14 protein-coding genes are annotated in these 21414 nt (G+C 57.7%); 4 read left to right on the top strand and 10 right to left on the bottom strand.

What is annotated here, in order from left to right; all coding sequences use genetic code 11:
• Positions 1 to 74 precede the first annotated feature (74 nt).
• From HMPREF3039_RS00070 to HMPREF3039_RS00050, 5 genes are all read right to left on the bottom strand, one after another.
• A complete protein-coding gene (locus tag HMPREF3039_RS00070) occupies positions 75 to 764 on the bottom strand; it encodes a hypothetical protein (RefSeq protein WP_067569721.1) in 690 nt (229 codons plus the stop codon).
• Positions 765 to 866: 102 nt separating this feature from the next.
• Positions 867 to 2246: an L-serine ammonia-lyase gene (locus tag HMPREF3039_RS00065; RefSeq protein ID WP_067569733.1), complete on the bottom strand. Its 1380-nt coding sequence runs from the start codon at positions 2244 to 2246 to the stop codon at positions 867 to 869.
• Positions 2247 to 2319: 73 nt separating this feature from the next.
• Positions 2320 to 3249, bottom strand: coding sequence for a thioredoxin-disulfide reductase (trxB, locus tag HMPREF3039_RS00060; protein ID WP_067569720.1), 930 nt, complete (start codon positions 3247 to 3249; stop codon positions 2320 to 2322).
• An 84-nt stretch (positions 3250 to 3333) separates the two neighbouring features.
• Entirely contained in the window at positions 3334 to 4158 is an 825-nt protein-coding gene (locus tag HMPREF3039_RS00055; protein WP_067569718.1) for an SGNH/GDSL hydrolase family protein, read from the bottom strand.
• 39 nt (positions 4159 to 4197) lie between these two features.
• Entirely contained in the window at positions 4198 to 5082 is an 885-nt protein-coding gene (locus tag HMPREF3039_RS00050; RefSeq protein WP_147549383.1) for a hypothetical protein, read from the bottom strand.
• A 380-nt stretch (positions 5083 to 5462) separates the two neighbouring features.
• Here HMPREF3039_RS00050 and HMPREF3039_RS00045 point away from each other — a divergent pair, with 380 nt between their 5' ends.
• Entirely contained in the window at positions 5463 to 6035 is a 573-nt protein-coding gene (locus tag HMPREF3039_RS00045; RefSeq protein WP_167506685.1) for a GNAT family N-acetyltransferase, read from the top strand.
• On the opposite strand, the gene HMPREF3039_RS00040 is transcribed toward HMPREF3039_RS00045, so the two are convergent.
• The 5 genes from HMPREF3039_RS00040 to HMPREF3039_RS00020 all read right to left on the bottom strand — a co-directional run bounded on the left by HMPREF3039_RS00040 (position 6016) and on the right by HMPREF3039_RS00020 (position 11345).
• A complete protein-coding gene (locus HMPREF3039_RS00040; protein ID WP_067569712.1) occupies positions 6016 to 6852 on the bottom strand; it encodes a hypothetical protein in 837 nt (278 codons plus the stop codon). The genes HMPREF3039_RS00045 and HMPREF3039_RS00040 overlap by 20 nt on opposite strands.
• A gap of 105 nt (positions 6853 to 6957) precedes the next feature.
• Positions 6958 to 7629 carry a TatD family hydrolase gene (locus HMPREF3039_RS00035; RefSeq protein ID WP_067569711.1) on the bottom strand — a complete coding sequence of 224 codons (672 nt, stop codon included), beginning with the start codon at positions 7627 to 7629 and terminating at the stop codon, positions 6958 to 6960.
• 4 nt (positions 7630 to 7633) lie between these two features.
• Positions 7634 to 9364, bottom strand: a complete 1731-nt coding sequence (locus HMPREF3039_RS00030) for a cation:proton antiporter (protein WP_067569709.1) — start codon at positions 9362 to 9364, stop codon at positions 7634 to 7636.
• Between the two features lie 20 nt (positions 9365 to 9384).
• On the bottom strand, positions 9385 to 10239 hold the full coding sequence (gene yaeI / locus HMPREF3039_RS00025) for a phosphodiesterase YaeI (protein ID WP_067569707.1): 855 nt from the start codon (positions 10237 to 10239) through the stop codon (positions 9385 to 9387).
• A complete protein-coding gene (locus HMPREF3039_RS00020) occupies positions 10236 to 11345 on the bottom strand; it encodes an aminopeptidase (RefSeq protein ID WP_067569706.1) in 1110 nt (369 codons plus the stop codon). Before HMPREF3039_RS00020 ends, yaeI begins: the two co-directional genes overlap by 4 nt.
• Positions 11346 to 11426: 81 nt before the next feature.
• Here HMPREF3039_RS00020 and purN point away from each other — a divergent pair, with 81 nt between their 5' ends.
• From purN to HMPREF3039_RS00005, 3 genes are all read left to right on the top strand, one after another.
• Entirely contained in the window at positions 11427 to 12014 is a 588-nt protein-coding gene (gene purN, locus HMPREF3039_RS00015) for a phosphoribosylglycinamide formyltransferase (protein ID WP_067569704.1), read from the top strand.
• Positions 12015 to 12137: 123 nt separating this feature from the next.
• Positions 12138 to 12965 (top strand): FKBP-type peptidyl-prolyl cis-trans isomerase N-terminal domain-containing protein, encoded by an 828-nt coding sequence (locus HMPREF3039_RS00010; RefSeq protein WP_067569702.1) that lies wholly within the window; start codon positions 12138 to 12140, stop codon positions 12963 to 12965.
• Positions 12966 to 13521: 556 nt separating this feature from the next.
• The coding region (locus HMPREF3039_RS00005; RefSeq protein WP_231863804.1) for an autotransporter-associated beta strand repeat-containing protein at positions 13522 to 21414 on the top strand (7893 nt) is incomplete at its 3' end.

Genomic DNA, 21414 nt, shown 5'->3' with positions numbered 1-21414 from the left:
CAGGAAGCTCCATCCGGAACCGTAAAATTAAAAAATCCTGTTAACTATTAACTGTTAATTATTAACTATTAACTCTACTTAACCCACTTGCCCGCGCCTTCCGGCAGGCGTCCGTTGGAAACGGGGGCGTAGCGGGTGGACTCCATATTGCCCCAGAGGGGAACGCCCACGAGACGCTTCCACCAGCCGGACATGCTGGCCCCCGTGTAGCAGCCGAAACTGCGGCAGTCGGACTGCGGGGAGAAAATATCCCGGCGGATGCGGTTCAAGTCCGTTTCATGAATCCATTCCGTGGAAACGGCCATGATGTTGTTGCCGTAATCCAGCATCCAGGCAAAGCAGTTGGAGTGGCCGAAGTAGTAGAAGGACTCCACCTTGTCTCCCTGGAAGCGGGGAGAGGAATTCAGGGCGCGGATGGCTTGGTCCGCGGTATTCACCCAGACAAGTTTGGTTTTGTATTTGGCGGCCAAGTCGGAAATCCACTTCGTGTAGGGTTTTCCGTCCTCCTTGCCGCGCGTCACATAACCCGGACGGTACACGATCCACGTGATTCTGGCCCCGGGGTCCGCCTGTTGAATCTGGGAGATGCGGACGGTGGACGCCCGGACGAAGTTGGCCCACCAGTTGTCGTGCCTGTCCGGCTGTATTCTCAGTCCTTCCCATTGTTTCAGGGCCGGACCGCCGCACATGACAACGTGGACGGCGCGGGACATTCCCGTACCGCCCAGCACCAGCGCCAGGGCAAGAAGAAGGCGTGAAAACATGTCCGCAACCCTACATTCGCTCTTCTTGCCTGTCAACCCGGAGGAACGTTTTTTCGGGGAACAGACACATATGGGTTCCCGTGGGATGATTTCCGCTTCCCTTTAACAATTCACCACATTCACGGCCAGGCCGCCCTGGGCCGTCTCCTTGTATTTGGACTGCATGTCCCGTCCCGTGTCCAGCATGGTGCGGATGACCTTGTCCAATGGAACAAAGTGCGCGCCGGTGCCTCCCATGGCGATGCGGGCGGCGTTGATGGCCTTGATGGCCGCAATGGCGTTGCGCTCAATGCAGGGAATCTGAACGAGTCCCGCAATCGGGTCGCAGGTAAGGCCCAGGTTGTGTTCCATGCCTATTTCCGCAGCGTTTTCCACTTGATGAGGCGTGCCGCCCAGGTATTCCGCCAGTGCGGCCGCAGCCATGGAGCAGGCCACGCCCACTTCCCCCTGGCAGCCTACGTCCGCGCCGGAAATGGAGGCGTTTTTCTTGTAAAGGATGGCGATTCCCCCTGCGGTGAGCAGGAAGCGGTGAATGGCGTCCGGATACGGGGAAACGCAGAATTTGGTGGCGTAATTGAGCACGGCTGGGACGATGCCCGCCGCACCGTTGGTGGGAGCGGTGACGATGCGCCCGCCCGCGGCGTTTTCCTCGCTCACGGCAATGGCATACAGATTGATCCAGTCCATGATGGAAAGGGGGTCTTTCAGGGCCGACTCCCCGTGGACGAGCAGGGACTTGCGCAGCGTCTTGGCGCGCCGCGGCACTTGCAGTACGCCGGGCAGGTTGCCGCGCGCGCTCATGCCGCTGGCGATGGACTGCTTCATCGTTGTCCAGATCAGGTCCAGCCGTTCGCGCACGTCGCGCTCCGGAAGAAGGGCGCATTCATTAGCCATCACGATGGAGGAAAGGGGGCAATGGCGTTCGTCCGCCATGCGCAGCAATTCCTCTGCGGATTCGTAGGGGAGGGGAAACGGTTCCCGGTCCGGTTCCGCCGGATGCAGCAGTTCCTGCTCGGAGGCGACAAAGCCGCCGCCCGTGGAATAAAACACGGCGTCTTCCACCGGGGCTCCGTCTTTGCCGACGGCTGTGAAAAGCATCCCGTTCGGGTGGAGCTTCAGGGGCTGGTAATGGGAAAGGTCCAGGTCGCGGGAGGGGGAAAAACGGACGGTCTTGTCTTCCGTAACGGACAGGGTTTCCTGCTGGTGCAGGCGCGCTATCATTCCGGGAATGTCGCGCGGCACGACGGTCTGGGGTTCTTCCCCCAGCAGGCCCAGCATGATGGCGGTGTCCGTTCCGTGGCCGTGCCCGGTGGCGGCCAGGGAGCCGTAGCATTCGCAGCGGATGCCCTCTATTTCCGGCAGATGGGGGGAGGAGCGCAGTTGTTCCAGAAAACGGTGCGCCGCCCGCATGGGGCCTACCGTGTGGGAGGAGGAGGGGCCTATCCCGATGCTGAAAAGCTCAAAAATGCTGTAGTGGTGCATATCCGTTTCTTCCCGTGACGGAGAAGGGCCGGAATTCCCGCGGGAACCCGGCCCTTTCCGGAAGATTGTTCCTTTACACGCCCAGAAGGTAGCGTTCCGCCTCAATGGCGGCGGCGCAGCCCATGCCGGCGGAGGAAATGGCCTGGCGGTAGTGGGGGTCCGCCACGTCGCCCGCGGCGAAAAGCCCCGGCGTCTTGGTGGTCATGAGGCCGGGTTCCCGGACGATGTAGCCGGACTGGTCCCGGTCCACCAGATCACCCAGGAAGGAAGTGTTCGGCGTGTGGCCGATAGCCATGAACACGCATTTGACGGCCAGTTCCGTTTCCTCCCCGGTGACGAGGTTCTTCAGCATCACGGCTTCCAGTTCTCCCTTGTCGTCCGTCTTGTAGGCCGCAATGGTGGAATTCCAGACCGGGAAAATCTTCTCGTTCGCCAGCGTGCGTTCCGCCATGATTTTGGAGGCCCGGAGGGTATCGCGGCGGTGGATCAGGTAAACCCTGGAGGCGAAGCGGGTCAGGAACGCGGCCTCTTCGCAAGCGCTGTCTCCTCCGCCTACCACGCAGACGGGAACGTCCCGGTAAAAGGCGCCGTCGCAGGTGGCGCAGGCCGTCAGCCCGTGGCCTATCAGCCCTTCTTCCCCCGGGATGCCCAGATAGCGGGCGGATGCCCCGGTAGCGACGATGACGCTGCGTGCCTCGTAATTCTGGCCGCTGGTCTTGACGGTGAACAGTCCGGTGGCTTCATCCCTGATGACGCTCTTCACGTCTTCATAGGCAAAGCGGGTACCGAACTTTTCCGCCTGCTGCTGCATCAGGAACATGAGGTCCGGCCCCATGATGCCGTCCGGAAAGCCGGGAAAATTCTCCACTTCCGTGGTGGTAGTCAACTGCCCTCCTATCTGGGAGCCCGTGATCAGGAGGGGGGAGAGATTGGCCCTGGCGGTGTAGATGGCTGCGGTGTAGCCCGCGCAGCCCGCGCCGATGATAATGACTTGTTCGCTCATAGTGTGTGCAAGTGTTCGCAAGGAATGATAGGGACCGGCGGCCCGTTTTGCGAGTAGATTTTGCGCTATGCCGCACCAGGGGATTCATCGGCGGCCTTCCGTTTTTTTTCCGGCTCCGGCCGGGGCGGCAAAAAGCCGTCTGCAGGTATCACGGGCAACGGTTTGCAGTGCTTTGGCCCTGGCCTGCGGGATATTGCACAGCCGGACCCCTTTCAGCGTCAGTTTTCCCGGCAGCCCCACCGGGGACTTGCCGAACAAGGTGCAGTACATCACGCATGCCGTCAGATAGCTTCCCTGTTCGGAAGGGTGCTGTCCGTCCTCCAGATAAAGCTTGATGTCCGGATGGAGTTTGGCGCAATTCTCCCAGGCAATGCCTACGGGGGCCAGAGCCGCCTTCTCCTGCCGGGCGAGCTTCAGATAAGTATCCCGCAGGGCCTGCTGTTCCCCCTTGTCGGGAGCGTTGGAAGAGCCTTTCCTTCCCCATGTCAGGAACAGTACGGGAATGCCGTTTCCGGACCGGACCTGCGAGCACAGCTTTTTTCCGAACTCCAGGGTCCGTTCCGGCGCAATGACAGGCGTGGCGCTCTGATCCTGAAGGACGACGAAATCCCAGGAATTCCCCGTCAATTTCTTTCTGGCTTCTTCATCGTTCCAATGGGAACTAAAGGAAGCCGCCGGAGCCGCATGGATATGCACGTCCGCCTGGAGTCCCCTGATGTCAGCCATAGCCATGACCATGGCGGGCATCCGGTTGAAAAAGGTGTAACTGTTGCCTATGAAAAGGATTCTGGCTCCCTTGCGCGCCGGGGTGCAAACAGGCCACGCTTCTTCAGGAACGGGAAGATTCTGCGCCTGAACGCAGAAGGTGCAGATGACCCACAGTCCGAGGAGGAAGAGAAAGGTTTTCATGAGACTTTTATGTGGTTGGATGCCATACCGGATACAAGGCTAATCCCGTCGTTTTGGCAAGCCTCGGTAAAGGTACTCGGCTTGGGGCACTCTACCGACGGTTCTGTCCAGCAGGGCCGGAATCTCCTTGTCTTCGTACCCGGCCATGTGCAAATATTTTTTCACTTCCACAGCGTTGGCCGGGAAACATTTCATCAGTTCCCTGATGAATCCTGATTCCTGATTTTTAATGATGGATTGGACATCGTAGTTTCTTGAGCTTTGAGCACTTGTTTTGTTGAAAAGATCCGTGGCCTTGTCGGTGGATAATCCGGAAGCGTGGTCGATGATCATGTAGGTACAGATTTGCGTAGCTTCAAAAGCGTAGTCCATCTGACTGTGGAATTGCTTGAGGACCATGGCCGTGGCGGTTAGGTAAAAGCGAAGTGCTTCTTCCTTGCCCGGAAGTTTGACATTTTTGTCCGTTAGCGCTGCAAACGGAATGCTTCGGGACATGAATTCTTTCACTTTGTGATCAATGTTGTTGTAATTGGCGAGCCATTCGACGTTGCTGCTTTTATTGAGGTCGATGAATGGGGCCGTGGTAATCAGTTGGCACAGAAAAAGCCCGTCAGCCAGTTCTCTGGGAGTAACGTTTTTTTTATGGTAGCGCCTGGCTTCTTTCAGCATTTTGTCGGCGGCCTGATAAAATGGAATGATGTTTCCGTCGTCGAGCAGTTTTTTGAGCTGGAGAAGCTCCGGACTTTGTTTATCCGTATTCCTGATGGCTGCGGGAAGGGATAGTTGGCTGTTTGGAGATGCGGAGCATGGGAGGAGGATGACCGGAGATAGAAAAAAGAGAGGGAAAAGAAGATATACAGTTTTCATGATGCTGAAATTGAGGTAGTTATTCCTTTGATATTGAGTTGAAATGTTTTGCTTCATCTGCTGTGCTGCGCGTTACCGTGCAGCCGAACTTGGTAATGGCTACTTTGATGTTCTTTAATCCCTTGGTGGGTGCATGCAAGGAATTGGTATCTGCATTCTTAATTTCTTCCACATGAAGGCATGCATTCATGTAGCACAGAAAAATGGGAAATCGGATGGTAAGGGAAAGGGTATTGCAACAAGATTTAAGGGAACAGGGTCATGTAATATAAATAAATATATTTTTATATTTAATGTCAAATTTTTATGAAATATGTTGGGCGAAGGGATCAGAGTATGGAAAAAAAGCAGGTTAAATCGGAAAATACGGCGGCATGACTCGGTGATTCGTTTCGGGAGGCTTGCCGGGAATTGCCGGATATGCTTGGATGCAGGGCATGAAGCCTGAAATCTTGACCAAACGCCGTGTGACGGGAGTGGATGATCCCCTGTTTGTGGAATCTCTGGATATCTACCGGACAAGTTTTCCGCTTCATGAGCAGCGGCGTATTCAGGATTTTCCGCTGGTGTTTGAAGACCCGGGGTTTTATTACGAAGTGTTTTTGGATGAAGCGGGCCGGGTGGCCGCCATTCTGGTGACCTGGCGGCGGCAGGAATTCGTGTATCTGGAATATTTCGCCGTGAGTGCCTCCCTGCGCGGTCAGGGGGCGGGGCAGAGGATTCTGGAGGAACTGCGGGACGCCTTCCCGCACAAGGTCATTCTGGAAATTGACCCTCCGGAGGACGAAATTTCACGGCGCCGGCTGGGATTCTACCAGAGGCACGGTTTTGTGCCCAACCCCCAGTTCGACTACATCCATCCGCCTTATACGGCGGAAGGGGAATCATATCCGTTGCTGTTGATGACGCATGAGAAAACGCTGGATCCGGACGTTTACCAAGCCTTCGTTCATTTCCACCATGAATGGGTGGTACGAAGATTCTATGACGTCAGCTCCAGGCCAGAGTGACGGTTTTCAGGTCTTCGGGTGCAAGCTTTTGGGCGAGCCGTTCCTTCATGCGGAGCCCGTATTCCGGAATGCTCCAGGAATGAAGCGGCTGGACGGCGGAATTCGTGAATTGCCAGGACGGAACGGGAATGACTACGTCCATCACTTCCCCGGCCCTGACGGGCATGGCTGCCAGCACACGGGCCACCGTGGAGGAAAGTTCCGCATGCTCGTCCAGAATGTCCAGCAGCCAGTTGCAGCCCAGTTCGGTCGGAATGGCCTCCGTCCCTTCCAGAAGTTCCGCAAGGCGGTCCGGAGAAAGTTTTTTGGAAATGGATGCCAGATAAGGGGCGAACCGCAGATCCCCCAGACTCATCAGGGCGTCCAGCGCCGGGGACATGCCGGCCTGCCCCGGAAGGGGGGCGGCGCAAATGATATCCGCCAGTCCGGCGATTCCGGGGAAGCGTTCTTCACGTTCCGGAGCCGCAAGCGTATAAATCAGGAAGGCGGCCTGGCGGCGGATGTCCGCCAGTTCGTCCGTCATCGCAAAGGGGAGCAGGGCGCGCCATCCGTCGCCTTTGCGCTGCTGGATGAAGGCCGCAAGCTGGAGGGCGCACTTCTTCCTGGTGTCCGGGGCGCAGCAGGACTGGAAGGTGCGGTAAATTTCAATGCCTTCCGCCTGCCTGTTTTTTTCATTACAGGTGACCAGGCCGTAGGCGATCATGGCCAGGGGCCACTGATCAGGGCCTATTTCGTCCCTGCGGGAGGGATCCATGACGAGTGCGGCGAGCCGCTTGATTTCCGACAAAGAACTGGTTTGATCCTGAAAAAGGCCCATGCCCGCATGATAGCCTCCGGCGTGGGGCTGCCAAGGAAAAAAGCCGCCGCGCCGCCATGGAGTATGCCAGCGGAACAGTTCGTCCTCCCCGCTTCGTGAAAACCGTTATGGAGGGGAGATTCTTGACAGGTTGTCCGTGACGATTCCGGCCAGTCGGCATTCCTCCATCCGGAGAGCCTGCGCCGCAGCCCGGTAAAGGTCCGGCAGGGCCTCCGGATGTTCGTCCGATTCCAGCGCCAGACGGTGCAGGGGAACGGATGTAAAAATATCCGCGCGTTCCATTTCCCGGGGGCCGATGGACAGCAGCCAGTCCTCGGAAGGCAGGTCGGACGCCGGATTCAGAGCCCCGGTCCAGCCGTGCAGGATGGCCTTCAGGCGGGGATATTCCCTCAGCATTCCGGCCAGGGAGCCCCAGGCGTGGCAGCAATGCAAGGCAACAGGGCGGTTCATCCGCGCGGCCATATCCAGATGGCGGCGCAGCGCCTCTTTTTGTACATCCATGCCCGGAATGCCGCGGCGGCATTTGTCCAGGCCGGTTTCCCCCACTCCCGCCTTTGGAAAGCGGTTCAGGAATTCTTCCAGAAGGAGCATGTCCCGGCGCCATGCGGCCGGATCAAGAAACCACGGATGAATGCCGAAAAACGGAGTGACGTTTCCGTCTCGTTCAGCCAGTTGCGCCGCCTGCTCCCAGTCCGCCGGGGACGTTCCGCAGACGAAGCGGAGGCCGGTGCCGGAAGCGGCCGGAGCGGGATGGGTATGTGCGTCCGGCAGATTCATGATATCAGTGGGACAGCGGGGCTCCGTTCCCGGTTTCGATAATGTCAAAGCTCAGCTTAGCCAGCCGCACGGCGGCGGCGCCAGTTTCCTCTTCGTCGTGAATGACGTTGACGACTCCGGCGTGATGCAGGGAAGCTACTTCCGAGCGGAATTTGGCGCGGGCAATCACAGTGATATCGGGATTGGCATTCTTGATCTGCATGTAGGTGGAGAGGGCCGGATTCGGGTCCGGGAAGGTGAAGGCGATCAGGCGCGCCGTCCGGATGCTCGCCAGCTCCATGGTGATCTGGTGCTGGATGTCCCCCAGAAAAGCCAGATGGCCTCCGTTGAGCAGGGATTTGACGGTATCCGCGTTCAAGTCGATGATGATGCAGGGAATGCCGTACCGCCCCAGGCTTTCGTGCATTCTTCTGCCCACGGGGCCGTAGCCGCAGATGACGGCGTGGTCCTTGATGCCGGATACGCGTGTAATCAGGTTTTCCACGCTCATGCGTTCATTCTTCATCTTCAGGCCGGGAATGCGCACCAGCAGTGGGGTAAGGCGGCGCGCCGCCTTCATCAGCAGGGGCGTCATGCCCATGGAGACGGCGGCAATGGCGTACACGTTGGCCGTCACCAGGGCGGGAATGGGGGTGATCTCCTGCATGAAAGGGATCAGCACCAGGGAGAATTCCCCCACGTTGGTCAGGGCCGTGGAAGCCATGATGCCCATGCGCCCCGGAATTTTCAGGAAATGCGCCGCCACAAGGCAGGCCACGAATTTGACGGCGAGAACGAAGGTGGCGAAAACGACTACGTTGCCGATGTGTTCCCACAGGTCGTTAATATCGATCAGCAGTCCCGCGGAAACGAAGAAAATGGTGAGGAAAAGGTCCTTGAACGGAAGCACTTCGCTGAGAACCCGGTGGCTGTAGTAGGAGCCGCTGACGAAAAGCCCGGCGGTGAACGCTCCCAGCTCAATGCTCAATCCCAGCAGGCTGGCGAGCATGGCGATGCCGGAGCAGATGGCGAACACCATCAGGGTGAACAACTCCCGGCTTTTTGTGCGGGCCACGGCCAGCATGATGCGCGGAAGCAGATAGCGGCCGATCAGCCATGCGGCGGCCAGGAAGATCACGCCTCTCAGAACGGCGGCTCCTATGTTGAACGCCGTTTCCCAGGAATCGCGGGAGGCCCCGAATATCTGGGGCATGATGGCCACGAGCATGATGGCCGCAATATCCTGGAACAGCGCGATTCCCAGCGCCATCCTGGCTCCGGAAGTGCCGCTCAGCCCGAATTCCTGGAATGATTTCAGGGCTACCGCCGTGGAGGACAGCCCCATGATGGCCCCTACCGTCAGGGAATGGCTGATGTCCATGCCCGTCACGTAATGCAGTCCCAGACCGAAGACCGCCGTGCAGAGGAACATCTGGAGGCCGCCGCCCAGCAGCGCCGTTTTCCGCAGGTGCTTGAGTTCGTCCAGGGAAAATTCCAGTCCCAGCGTGAACATGAGCAGGATGATGCCCACTTCCGAGAGGGCCTGGATGCTGACGTCGGAATTGGGAATGTGGTCCAGAACACCGCAGTTGGCCAGAATGACGCCGCAGATGAAGTAGCCCGCCATCAGGGACTGCCGGAAATGGGCCAGAACCAGGGCGATCGCGATGATCCCCATGAAAACGACGGTCAGCAGCGTGAAAAAGGGCGGGGCGGCATTCGGTTCCGCGGAAGCCAGCACAGAAAGGAACATCATGGGCGGACGGAAAAAAGGGCTCAGGGAATGGTGATCAGGTTGACTTCCGGCGGGCAGTTAAAGCGCCCCGGCCCTATGTACCCTATGCCGGGAGTAACAAAAACGGATTTCTCCCCGTAAGGGTAAAACCCGGAAGCCATGGTTTCCCCTTCCACCATCAGCAGGGGGGAGGAAAAGAAGGGGAGCCTGATCTGCCCTCCGTGCGTATGGCCGGAAAGCATCAGGTTCCAGTGGTAGCGGTCCAGCAGTTCCCTACCCTTGGGGTTGTGGCACAGGACGATAGTCGGCATGGGGGAATCCTCCGCCGGGTCCGCCGGAGCCATGCATTTATCCGGAAAACAGTCCCCCTCCCGCACGTCTCCCAGCCCGGCCAGCTTGAATTCGGCGTTACCCAGCCTGGGGACGGTGATGAAGGAGGCGGAATTCCTCAGCAGCGTGAAGCCTCCCTCCTTCAGGATGCGTTCCACATTGCCGGCCAGGGCCATGTCATGGTTGCCCAGGCAGGCGTAGGACGGAGCGATGGCGGAAAGTTTCTGGAACTGCCTGATGTAGTCTCCGGCATGGGTGGCCCGCTGGTAATCCGTGTAAAGGTCTCCCAGGAACACGATCATGTCCGGTTTGGCCTGCTCCGCCATGTGCACCGCCTCTTCCAGCATGGGGAGGCCCGTGTGCACGTCCGACAGGACCAGGATGCGCAGGCCGGAAAGGCCGGGCAGGCATCCAGCCGGCGCCTGTGTTTCATGGAATTTCAGAGTATTTGCCTCCCACTGCATGTAGGAAAGGAGCAGGGAGCCCAGCAGGACGGCTGCGGAGGCCAGATAAAGAAGCTTGCGGAGCAGGGAACGTTTTTTGGCGGGAGAGGGAGCGGCAGTCATGAATGAATGGGATTGAGTATAGCCAGTTCCGGGGAAGTGAAAAGTCCGTTATGGCGCACGAGTGTTTCGTCCAGGTAAATGTCTCCGCCTCCGGCTTCTTCCGTCTGGATGCAGACCATGTCCCAGTGGATTCGGGACTGGTTGCCGTTGTCCGCCACATGGTAGGCCTGTCCCGGCGTCAGGTGGAAGGAGCCGGATATCTTCTCGTCAAAAAGAATATTCCGCATCGGTTTGGTGATGGCCGGATTGACCCCGAAGGCGAATTCCCCCAGCCGGCGCGCGCCGGGGTCCGTGTCCAGAATGGCGTTGAGCTGCGGGGTCTTGTCCCCGGCTTCCGCGTGAACGATCAGGCCGTCTTCCAATGTCAGGCGGATGGAATCGAACGGAATGCCCTGGAACAGGGAGGGAACGTTGAAGGAAATGTGCCCGTTGGCGCTGTCGATGACGGGGGCCGTAAACACTTCCCCGTCCGGTAGGTTGCACTCCCCGGCGCAGGGGATGGCGTTCAGCCCCTTGATGGAAAAGGCAATGTTCGTGCCCGGCCCCGTGATACGGACCTTGTCGGCGGCTTCCATCATCTCCGCCAGCCGTTTCATGGCGGGGCGCAGAGTTCCGTAATCCATCAGGCAGGTGCGGAAATAAAAATCCTCAAACTCTTCCGTACTCATGGCCGCCTGCTGGGCCATGCCTTCCGACGGCCAGCGCAGCCCGCACCAGCGCGTGTGGCGGATGCGTCTTTGGGCCACGGGATTCAGCGCCTTCATGGCTGTGGCCATGTTCTCCTGGGGAACGGAGGAAAATTCAAAGGCGTTTCCGCCTCCGCGAATTTCTATATAGGCGTCCATGTCCTCCATTTCCGCCATGCGGTGCCGGGCGATGGCTTCATACTGCTCCTCCACGGCTCCGGAAAGCATTTCCCGGTTCAGCCGCGTCTGGTTCAGGTGCAGAAAGGGAAGAGCCCCTGCGGCGCGTACTTCCCGGATGAGGGCCACTCCCATTTCTTCCGGAATATCCGTTAATTCCAGAAGAACCCGGTCGCCCGGGCGCAGGGCGGTGGAGTATCCCGCGAGCTGGGCGGCCAACTCCTGAAAACGAGTGTCTCTCATGCCTTTATTAGGCGAATATGCCGGGCTTTTTGTCAAGCCGGAGGCTTGCCACGGGCAAAAAACTGTGGTTTCATCCCCCGGATGTCCAGATTGCCCAAATTAGGAATACTCGGCTCCGGCTCCGGCTCCAATTGCCAGTCCATTCATGACGCCATCCGGTCCGGCGCCCTCAAGGCGGAAATAGCCGTGGTGATGTCCGACAACCCGGATGCCTATATTCTGGAACGCGCCCGTTCCTGGGGCGTTCCGGCGGAAGTGATCGACTGCGCGGGCTTCAAGACCAAATTCCCGGAGGAATCCCAGGAGGCCGTTGCCGCGCGCCTGAAGGAATACGGCGTGGACTGCGTGTGCCTGGCCGGCTTCATGCGGCTGGTAAAATCCCCCTTGCTGCAGGCGTTCCCTTCCCGCATCGTCAACATCCATCCCTCCCTCCTGCCTGCGTTCCCCGGCTTGCACGCCTGGGAACAGGCCGTCCATGCGGGCGCGGAAGAAAGCGGCTGCACCGTGCATTATGTGGACGGAGGCATGGACACGGGCCCCATCCTCGGGCAGGCCCGCGTGCCCGTATTGCCCGGAGATACGCCGGAAAGCCTGCATGCCCGTATCCAGGTGGAGGAGCACAGGCTTTATCCCGCCATGATTGCCCGCGTGCTGGAAACTCTGGAGTAATGCGGTTGCGGAAGAACACGCTTTTCCGGGACTGATGACAGGATGACTTATTCTCTTGTCTTGTTCTGTGAACGGAATCCGTTAAAAAGGAGTCCTCTTTTCAAGTAAAGGATAAAAACAACCATGAAGATGAACCCTTCCATCGCCCTGTTTGCCGCTTCCGCCCTTCTGGCGGGTGTGGCCGGCGCACAAGACAAGGCTGCTGAAGCTCCGGCGGCCGATCAACCCAAACAAGAGAAAGAAATTACTGTGTCTCCTGAACAGATGAAAAAGGACCTGGGCTATTTCCTGGGCTTCCAAAGCGGCCAGCAGCTTGGCTCCGTTCCCACCCTCACCTTTGACGATCTGGACCAGGAATCCTTCCTGCAGGGCATCAAGGACGGCATGGTTCGCAAGCCCGCCAAGGACCAGGATCAATTGAAGCCTGCTCTGGACGCGTTCCAGAAGCAGATTGACGAGCGCATTGCCGCCAAGGCCAAGTCCAATCTGGAAGCCAGCAAGAAATTCATGGAGGAAAACGGCAAGAAGGAAGGCGTGGTCACCACGAAATCCGGCCTCCAGTACAAGGTGGAAAAGAAGGGCGGCGACGAAAAGTTTGACGAGAAGAAGTTCAAGAACCCCATGTTCAAGGTGAAGTACAAGGGCACGCTGCTGGACGGTACCGTGTTTGACGACACCAAGGGACAATCCGTGGAACTTCCCCTCCAGGTCATTCCCGGCTTTGCGGAAGCCCTGACCACGATGCCCGTCGGTTCCAAGTGGATTGTTTACATCCCGTCCGAGCTGGCTTATGGTGAAAACACGCCCGGCGCACCGATTGAGCCCAATTCCCCCCTCATCTTTGAACTGGAACTGGATGGCATCTCGGAAGCCCCGGCTCCCCAGGGCGGTCCCATGAGCATTTCTCCCGAACAGCTTCAGGAAATGCTCAAGCAGAACGGAGCTCAATAATAAAAAATATTCCCATTTTTCAGGCCGTTCCTTCGGGGACGGCCTTTTTTTGTGTCTGCACCAGATGATTCAAGTGTTTCTGCTTTCTCCGGATTGTGAATTCCCCTTGTTTTATTTATTATTATAATCGTTTCATATTTAATATTTTATATCATTTAAAAATGTTATATGTAATATTTTAAAATGATTTGATTAATTTTCTATATTTTCATGAAGTATTCATGGAGAGTCTTTAAGGAAAATAGTCTTGCCAACGGATTCACAATCCGGTTATTAGTGGGGACAACATTATTGTGATATGAGACTTCATCTTCCTCCCCGTTTGCGTTCCGCTCTTATTGCCTCTTTGGTTTCTTTCGCCGGATTTTCTTCATTTTCTGCACAGGCGGCTACTTCTGCTGATTTCTGGCAGGCGCCTGCCTTTGGCGGGACGGAATTCACATGGACGGGCGGGGGCGATGATAACGCCGTGGGTACGGCAGGCAATTGGGAGGGTGATGCCGCGCCGTCCCGGCCGGGTGATACGGGCCCACATCTTATTTTCAACGACGTGAACGTGACTGTTACGGGTGCTCCCCCCTCTACTTCCGACCAAGGGGGTATCTCCGTGACGGGGAACAGCAATGTAACGGTGGGCATGGGACCCTATGCGGGAAGCATTTTTGTGGGCAGCGGTTCAACCCTTTCTACATCGTTTGGAACACAAATCAAAAATAGTGAGGCTGAGGGCCATGCCAATGTATATGTGGACGGCACGTTGAACCTGACGACGCCGAGCGGCAACCTCAATCTTGACAACGGTCCCGGTGCGGGCAACCATTACTGGCACATCGGCCTCAACGGCCTCGTCAATCTGGCGAATACGTCCACGGTCACCAAAAACGGAAAGACGTGGAATGTGGAAGTGGTGGTTGCAAACAGCATGGAAGATGCGTCCCTGACCAACCGCACGTTGACCACGGACATGGTGCTGACCCGTAAATTCATGGCGGCTGGCGCCGACCTGGGAAGCTCTCTGGACAATCTGCTCATCTGGAAGCAAACCGGAGAAGATGCTTACGAAGCGTTGACGCAGGTTAATTCCGCAGATCAGTTGGGGGCAGGGGACTTTCTGCTTGTGTCCACTGGCTCCGGAATGTCCGTGCAGTACAAGGGTGCGGGCTACGCTGCAGAAACCCTCATATGGAAATCCGATTCCGGGACCTGGAGTAACAAGGGAACGGGCTGGTACAAGGAAGGGGATGGCGGAAAAACGGACACTTCCTTCCTGAATGGGGATTCCGTCATTTTCAATGCTGATGAAGGCAATAAAACGGTGACTGTTTCGGGAGCCATTGACGTTAAATCCATGACATTTGAAGATGGGACCGTTTATTCCCTGCTTTTGGAGAATTCAGCTTCCCTGGCAGCGGAATCCGTCATCTTGGGCAACAATGCCGAGTTGACTTTGGGAAGTGATGCCAGCCGTTTTTCTTCTTTCTCTTCAGAGGTTAGCGGTTCGGAAGGGGCTTCCCTCAGTGTCTGGCTTACAGCATCCTCAAATGGAAACAATACTGTCTCTTTGGGGGCTGCTTCCGGTCTTGAAAATGTTTATATCAATGGGACGCTTGCCGCCAACCTGTCGGGAGCTGCCTCCTCCACCAGCATGGGAGATGCCGTTCTGCATATGAACAATGGCAGTACCTTCCTGATCCGCAGCGGGGCGGGCAATACCGTTGCGCCGGCTTCCAGAATGGTGGTGGAAGGGAACATGACTTTTGAACTGGGGGATGGCCTCACTACCGCTTCCGCATTCACCACAAACATCGTGGGCGGTGATTCCGTCGCGGCTTCCAACGAACTTATTTTTAAAGGGCACACCGGTAATGTAACGATCACCGGGGATATTGACTATGCGGGGAGAATTGGTTTTAACGAGGCTTCCGGAGGATATGGCCCGTCTGTAACGTTCAAGGACAATACCATACAGGTGGGGTCCATCAAGAATGACTACTGCACGAGTACCATGAATTTCAACAATAGCCAGGTGACGGCAGCAGGTGTTTACATGGCCAGCCGCTGGGATGGTTCCCAGATTGTTTTGAATCAAGGTACTGAAATGTCCACCGGCCAATTGCGCCTGGGGGACAGGAATGGAGACCCCTCTACGTCCGAGTGCGTTTTTGTAATAAATTCGGGGGCTACCCTGAATGTAACGGGAACGAATAATGGCCATGCGAATACCCGCAGTCTTCTTCTTGCCCATTGGGCGGCAGGGAGCGGCAGAATTAATTTGCAGGGTGGTACTCTGAATTCCCTGGGCGCTACGATGTTCCTGGCATGGGCTGGTACTGAAGCCCAGTCGAAGGGAACGTTTAGTGCCGCTGCCGGCACGGCCAATCTGCTGGGAATGGATTTCTGGGGAGAAAGCGGTGGAGTATTTAAGGGGCAATTTCTTCTGGGTACTGCCACAACCGGGGATGCCCGCGTGAACTTCGGGACATCCGGCATTACCAATTTTGCCGGCTCCTCTGTCATTCAGCTGGGGGAAGGTACGCTGGGTGCCCTGGACAATTGGTCCCTCGGTTACAATACCAATTATACGGGATCGTTCATCAACCTGGTTGGTTCTATTAATGGCACGATTATTGACACTGTGGATGCCAACGACGGTACCACTGCCCGTACGATCACATTCCAGAATGGATTGACCGGCAGCGGAAAACTCGTGAAAACGGGAGCAGGCACCCTTGTTCTGAATGGTACTGCCAAGGTTTCTGTTCCTGCTGAAGGAGAGACGGCTGCCGTTCCCGGCTTCACCGGAACGGTGGAACTGCGGGAAGGCAATCTGACCGTAAAAGATTCCAGCGTCATCGGACAGGGAACCCTGCTCATCGGCGGGGGGCTTAATGTGGCTGTGACATCCGATACTGGCTATTCCCTGGATGCCGGTTCCACACTGGGTACGACCAACATTGCAGGTGGAACGGCTACGTTGGGAGCGGCCCTGACATTGAACGGAGGAGCCTTGAGCTTTGATTCCTTGAGCACGGATACGGCGGCTCTGACGGTTAATTCCGTGACGGGAACTGCTGCCACGGATATTCAGCTTGGCATTTCCTCTATTACTACCAGTACGGAATATGCACTTCTGCATGGAACCGGATTGACGGACTTTTCCATGTTTACGCTCGGTGGTGCCGCGGCTGAATTATACAAGGCTACGTTTACCGTCAATGATAATACCTTGTACATTTCCCTGGCCGACAAGGAAGGTCTCCTGCGCTGGAAGAGCGGCAACTGGAGCACTTCCGGAACGGATCTTTCCTGGGACCTTGACGGAACTCCATCCGCCTATACGGATGGTCAGACCGTTTATTTCTCCAACGGAGACGGCGTAAACAAGAATGTAACGATTGTCGGCGATGTGGCGCCGGGTAAAATCAATGTTGTGGGAACGGACTTCGTCTTCGCCGGGGATGGTTCCATCACCGGGGAAACGACGCTGAACCTTCTGGATGGTGCGTCCCTGACCCTCAACAATACCAACTCCTACAGCGGAGACACGGTCCTTTATGACGGCAGCAAGCTTACTGTTGTCGGGGGAGCCTTGGGCACCAGTACGGTGTTCCTGCGGGGTAACTCCGTTCTGGAAATAACCTCAGGCGCATGGAATGGACTGGGTACGCGCCTCAGTTCCGACTCCACCGGCACGCTGAAACTGTCGGGGAGCGCCTCCGGTACGACGACGGATGTCTTGACCAAGGTAAGCTATGAGATTGGTGCCGGCACGCGCCTGACCCTTTCTGCGGGTACGTATGGCAATACAATCACGGGCGCCGGAAACCTGTGGTCCGCTTCCGGTACCACGGTGTTGAAAGGGAAAGTTGACATTGGCGGGGAATACAGGTTGATAGGGGTGAGGGACACGGCTTCCAACTGGACGCTGGATTCCAATGCAACCCTGACGGCAGGCAGCTTTATCGGCCGTTATGAATTCAACGGCACGACGACGCTCAACATTAATGAGGGCGCTGTCATGAACATTACCGGTACCTTGCAAGCGGCCCGCGACGGGAAATCCGTCATGAACATTGCCCGGGATGCCATGGTTCTGGCTCAGACCCTGGATATGGGACAAAACTGGGCCGGCAGCGAAAAGGGAGTTACCATTAATTTGAATGGGGGGAGCCTGATGCTCGGCGCCGGCGGCATTGTGGCCACGGGCCATGCAAATACGATCAATCTGAACATAAATTCCGGAACGCTGGGTACGACCGCGGCGGAAGGCTGGTCCGCCGCCCAGAACATGACTCTTGGCGGTGAACTGACGGTTGATACGCGTCAATATGATGCGGCGACCAAATCTTATAACGACCAGCCCGGCACCACGATTACGCTTGGCGGCGTTCTCTCCGGAACGGGCAGCCTTGTCAAAAACGGTTCCGGCACCCTGACCCTGTCCGCGCAGAATACCTACACGGGACGGACGACGGTAAACGGCGGCACGCTGGCGTTTACAAACACGAACGCCATGACATTGGGCAGCATCTCCATGGGCGCGGGCGCCAGAATGACCACTGCTTCCGGCCTGACGCTGAACAGCGGCGCCACGCTGACCTTTGACATGACGGGGCTGGTGGCCGATCAGCCGATCATCAATATCCAGTCCGGCGCGCTGGCTCTGACGGATGCCAACTGCACGCTTACCTTGAACAACTACGGAGACCTGGAAGCTTCCGACTACATCCTCGCCCAATGGGCGACCGCCGGAAGCCTGACCAGCGAATCCTTCACGTGGACGCCGGAAATCCAGAAGGAAGGCTTTGAATACTCCGTGGTGGTGGAAGGCAACCGCCTTGTGCTGAAAGTGAAAGATGTCAGCGGAGACACCGGCTTTGTCTGGAACGGCGGGACGAACCGCAAGTGGCTGAATTCCAGTACTGACGGCTGGACTACCAAGCTGGAAGGCGTAACGACGCTGGACGATCAGGAAATCTACTTCACCTCCGCTGAGGCGGGTGAAGTAAAAGTCTCCGGCAATGTGACGCCCAAGAGCGTTATCATCAACAGCGGCACCTACACCTTTGTCAGTGATCCCGACAATGCGGGGGCTATTGCGGATTCCACGGATCCCACGACGCTGACCGTAAATGGCAATTCCAATGTCAGCATGAATCTGGCCAATACCTACACGGGGGGAACCATTCTGAATGGAGGCACCCTGACCATTGGTGCAGTCAACGCGCTGGGGACGGATGGCGCCATTACCTTCAACGGCGGCACGCTGGCCTATGCCGATTCCGCCAATGGAACGGACGTGACGGGTTACGACATTTCCGGCCGCATCGCGATGGGAGACGGAGGCGCCCTGAATGTTTCCGTGATGGGTGCGGGTGATACTGTCACCTGGTCGGGACTGACGGCCGGCGTCATGAATACGGTGGCTACCACCTTGACCAAGACGGGCGGCGGTACGCTGGCCCTGGCTTATGCGGATGCGTCCCTGGCTCATCTGACGGTGCAGGAAGGCACGCTTGCCTTCACATCGGGAGCCACGCTGGGCTCTGATCCCAATAACGCTACGATCATCCGCGTGAATGAAGGTGCCACGCTGGCCCTGGCCGGCGGTACGGTCAACCTGCACGCCCAGCTCAATGGCGCGGGCACCATCACGATAGGAACGGCGGACAGCGCCGAACAGGTGAGTGTCACCAATACCGGCAATAACAACTTCACTGGCAGGCTGGAACTGCTCGGCAACGGTGAAAACATGAACACCAGCGGCAACCGTGTGGCTTTCGGTACCGGAGGGTCTCTCGGTGCAGGCACGGTCTTCATTGACGGCAAGGGCTTCCATTTCTCAGCGGGAACGACGGCGGCCAACATGGAAATCGGTGCCCGGCACGGCACGGTGCAGGACGGTTCCTCCGGGGGCAGCTACACCTTCTCGGGAGCTATTTCCGGTTCCGGATCCTGGGGGCTGGCCCAGAACGTCAAGCTTACCAACATTCTTACCGGTCCGCTCAAGGACTTTCAGGGAACCCTGTCCACAAACGCTACGAATAATACCGGCGGCTACCAGGGCTGGAACTTCGGCAATGGAGGTGCATGCACGACGGGGACCGGAAACGCGATCTTCGGAAACGGCGCTGTTCTGGACGGCAATGCGGGTTCTGCGGATACATCCCTGGCGGCGCGTTACACGGTCAACTACAACAATGCGGAACTGACCCTCAACGCCACCGTGCAGGGCAATGCCAGCCTGACGCAGGCCGGAACGGGTACGTTGATTCTGGACAAAACCAATACCGCCACGGGTGACCTGGGCATCACGAATGCCGCGGGTATCGTGCAGTTGGGCACGGCTGGCCAGGCGGCCCAATGGTCCGGAACGACGCTCTCCGGTGCGGGTACGCTGAAAATAGTCAACGGAAATCTGACCTCCGCCATGACCCGTGCGGAAGGTTCCACGGCGGGTATCGTCGTGGACTCGGCGGCGGTCATTAACCTGGGCGGAACGAACGGGGACATGCTCACGGGCATTACCCTGGCTTCCGGCGGCAAACTGGCCGGCGTTTCCGGAGACATCACGATTGGAGAAGGCGCCACCGGTACACTGAATCTGACGCTTGGGACAGCCAACGTCGGTGAAGGCGCTGCCGGAACGGCGATGATTGACCAGGGCAGCGGTAATTTGATCATCAACGACTCGGCACGCGTGGACCTGGACGTGGATGCGATCGTGGACACGCTCATAGCGCACAAGAACGCGGGAACGGAAAGCTGGCTGACGCTGACGACGGGAACGCTCCAGTGCGACGACCTGGCAAACATCCAGTTCAGTGCGATTCTGTCCAACTACGGTATCCGTGTGAAGGATGCGAACGGAGGAAGCCTGGTGCTGAGCGGTCAGGTCAGCGGACTGTACATGGTGGATGACACCGCTACGTCTGATCCTGATACGGTAACGCACTACGGCACGCTGGGCATGTACTCCGGCGTAGTGATCGGCCAGAACAAAACGCTGACCGTACAGCTCGCCGGAGCGCCTGGCGCCGAAGACGGGAACGGAGCGGTCATCAACAACCTGCTTGGCGGTACGGGAAGCACGCTGAAAGTGGAAAACATGAATGCGGACGGCGGCAACGCCGTCGTAATCCTGAACAATGAGCGCCTGGAAACGGGACTGCCCGCGCCGAACGACTACGCCGGGGCGGACACAATCATGGGCGGCAGCATCGTTGGAGAAAACGGTGTCACCTTCGTGAAGCAGAACACCGGCAACCTGAAGGTCAATGGTTCCTTTGTGACGGATACCCTGCGCGTTGAAGGAGGCACGCTGACGCTTGACGGCACGGGCAATGACTTTGATCATGTAGTGCTTGCGGGAACGGGTGCCGCTTCTTCCCTGGTTGTCGGCAAGGACGCCGTGATGGGCGACCTGACGGACGAGGGCGAAGGCGGAACGCTGTCTCTCGGTTCCGGTGCGAATGTAACCATTAATGGTGCAAGTTCCCTTGACAACAGCACGATTGGGGGAAATGGAGCACTCGTTCTCAATGACAAGCTCACGCTTTCCGGCACAGCCGGCCTCCGCGGCGGCAACGTGGTGGAACTGGTGAAAAACGATACCGCTTCCGGTACCCTTGACATAGGCTCCACCACGGGCAATGCCGTCTCCGGCCTTAGCGGGGCGGGAACCTTGAAGGGCAATGGAGGGGATCTTTCCGTCAATAGCGGAGATACCGGTTCCGGCCATGTCTTCAGTGGAACGCTGGAAGGAAAAGGAACGCTTTCCATCACGGGCAAGGCCGGCCAGGTGTTGAACAATGTGGTGACGGCATCCGGCAGCAGTTGGGCTCTGAACAACAGCGGACGCCTGGATATCCGGATGGGTGGCACGGTAGATGACCCGAAGGCCAACACGGCGCTCACCCTGAGCAGTCTGACGCTTGGCAGCGGTTCCACGACCAACCTCACGTTCAACACGGACTATGCCGGCCCCATCATCAATGTAACGGGGAACATCAGCATCAGCCAGGGCGCGGACATCGTACTCAGCTCCACGGGCAGGAATGAACTTGTGCTGGGAGCGGACGGGAGTTACACGCTCATGCAGGGAGCGGGAGACATTGACCTCGACGGGAGCGACAAGCTCGCGATTACGCTGGACTCTTCCGCGGCATTCAAGAAATTTGAAAGCGGTGCATACCTGACCATTGACGGAGGAAATCTGATCCTGGTGGCTACGGCTTCCAGGGACAACAAATATGCTCGTGTTGCACACTCCTTCAACTCAAGGGCCGGGGCGGAACTGCTCTGGAACCTGCCCGGAGGCATCCCCGGAGACTCCCTGCTCAAGCAGGTGGACGACGCCATCGGCTCTCTGACGGCATCCAATCCGGGTGAAGCGGCGCGCGCCATGGCCGCCGTGGCGGGCTCCACGGTCAACGCCCTGGGCACCGCC

Origin of the sequence: Akkermansia sp. KLE1798 (genome assembly GCF_001580195.1) — a bacterium.
Lineage (GTDB): Bacteria > Verrucomicrobiota > Verrucomicrobiia > Verrucomicrobiales > Akkermansiaceae > Akkermansia > Akkermansia biwaensis.
The sequence above is the reverse complement of the archived record's forward strand: the minus strand, read 5'-3'. Positions and strand labels throughout refer to the sequence as shown.

Excerpts from the sequence above, each read along its gene's own strand:
- purN (WP_067569704.1), top strand. The coding sequence starts at position 11,427 with ATGTCCAGATTGCCCAAATTAGGAATACTCGGCTCCGGCTCCGGCTCC.
- HMPREF3039_RS00035 (WP_067569711.1), bottom strand. The coding sequence starts at position 7,629 with ATGAATCTGCCGGACGCACATACCCATCCCGCTCCGGCCGCTTCCGGC.
- HMPREF3039_RS00070 (WP_067569721.1), bottom strand. The coding sequence starts at position 764 with ATGTTTTCACGCCTTCTTCTTGCCCTGGCGCTGGTGCTGGGCGGTACG.
- yaeI (WP_067569707.1), bottom strand. The coding sequence starts at position 10,239 with ATGACTGCCGCTCCCTCTCCCGCCAAAAAACGTTCCCTGCTCCGCAAG.
- HMPREF3039_RS00040 (WP_067569712.1), bottom strand. The coding sequence starts at position 6,852 with ATGGGCCTTTTTCAGGATCAAACCAGTTCTTTGTCGGAAATCAAGCGG.
- HMPREF3039_RS00055 (WP_067569718.1), bottom strand. The coding sequence starts at position 4,158 with ATGAAAACCTTTCTCTTCCTCCTCGGACTGTGGGTCATCTGCACCTTC.
- HMPREF3039_RS00030 (WP_067569709.1), bottom strand. The coding sequence starts at position 9,364 with ATGATGTTCCTTTCTGTGCTGGCTTCCGCGGAACCGAATGCCGCCCCG.
- HMPREF3039_RS00010 (WP_067569702.1), top strand. The coding sequence starts at position 12,138 with ATGAAGATGAACCCTTCCATCGCCCTGTTTGCCGCTTCCGCCCTTCTG.
- HMPREF3039_RS00050 (WP_147549383.1), bottom strand. The coding sequence starts at position 5,082 with ATGAAGCAAAACATTTCAACTCAATATCAAAGGAATAACTACCTCAAT.
- HMPREF3039_RS00065 (WP_067569733.1), bottom strand. The coding sequence starts at position 2,246 with ATGCACCACTACAGCATTTTTGAGCTTTTCAGCATCGGGATAGGCCCC.
- HMPREF3039_RS00020 (WP_067569706.1), bottom strand. The coding sequence starts at position 11,345 with ATGAGAGACACTCGTTTTCAGGAGTTGGCCGCCCAGCTCGCGGGATAC.
- trxB (WP_067569720.1), bottom strand. The coding sequence starts at position 3,249 with ATGAGCGAACAAGTCATTATCATCGGCGCGGGCTGCGCGGGCTACACC.
- HMPREF3039_RS00045 (WP_167506685.1), top strand. The coding sequence starts at position 5,463 with ATGAAGCCTGAAATCTTGACCAAACGCCGTGTGACGGGAGTGGATGAT.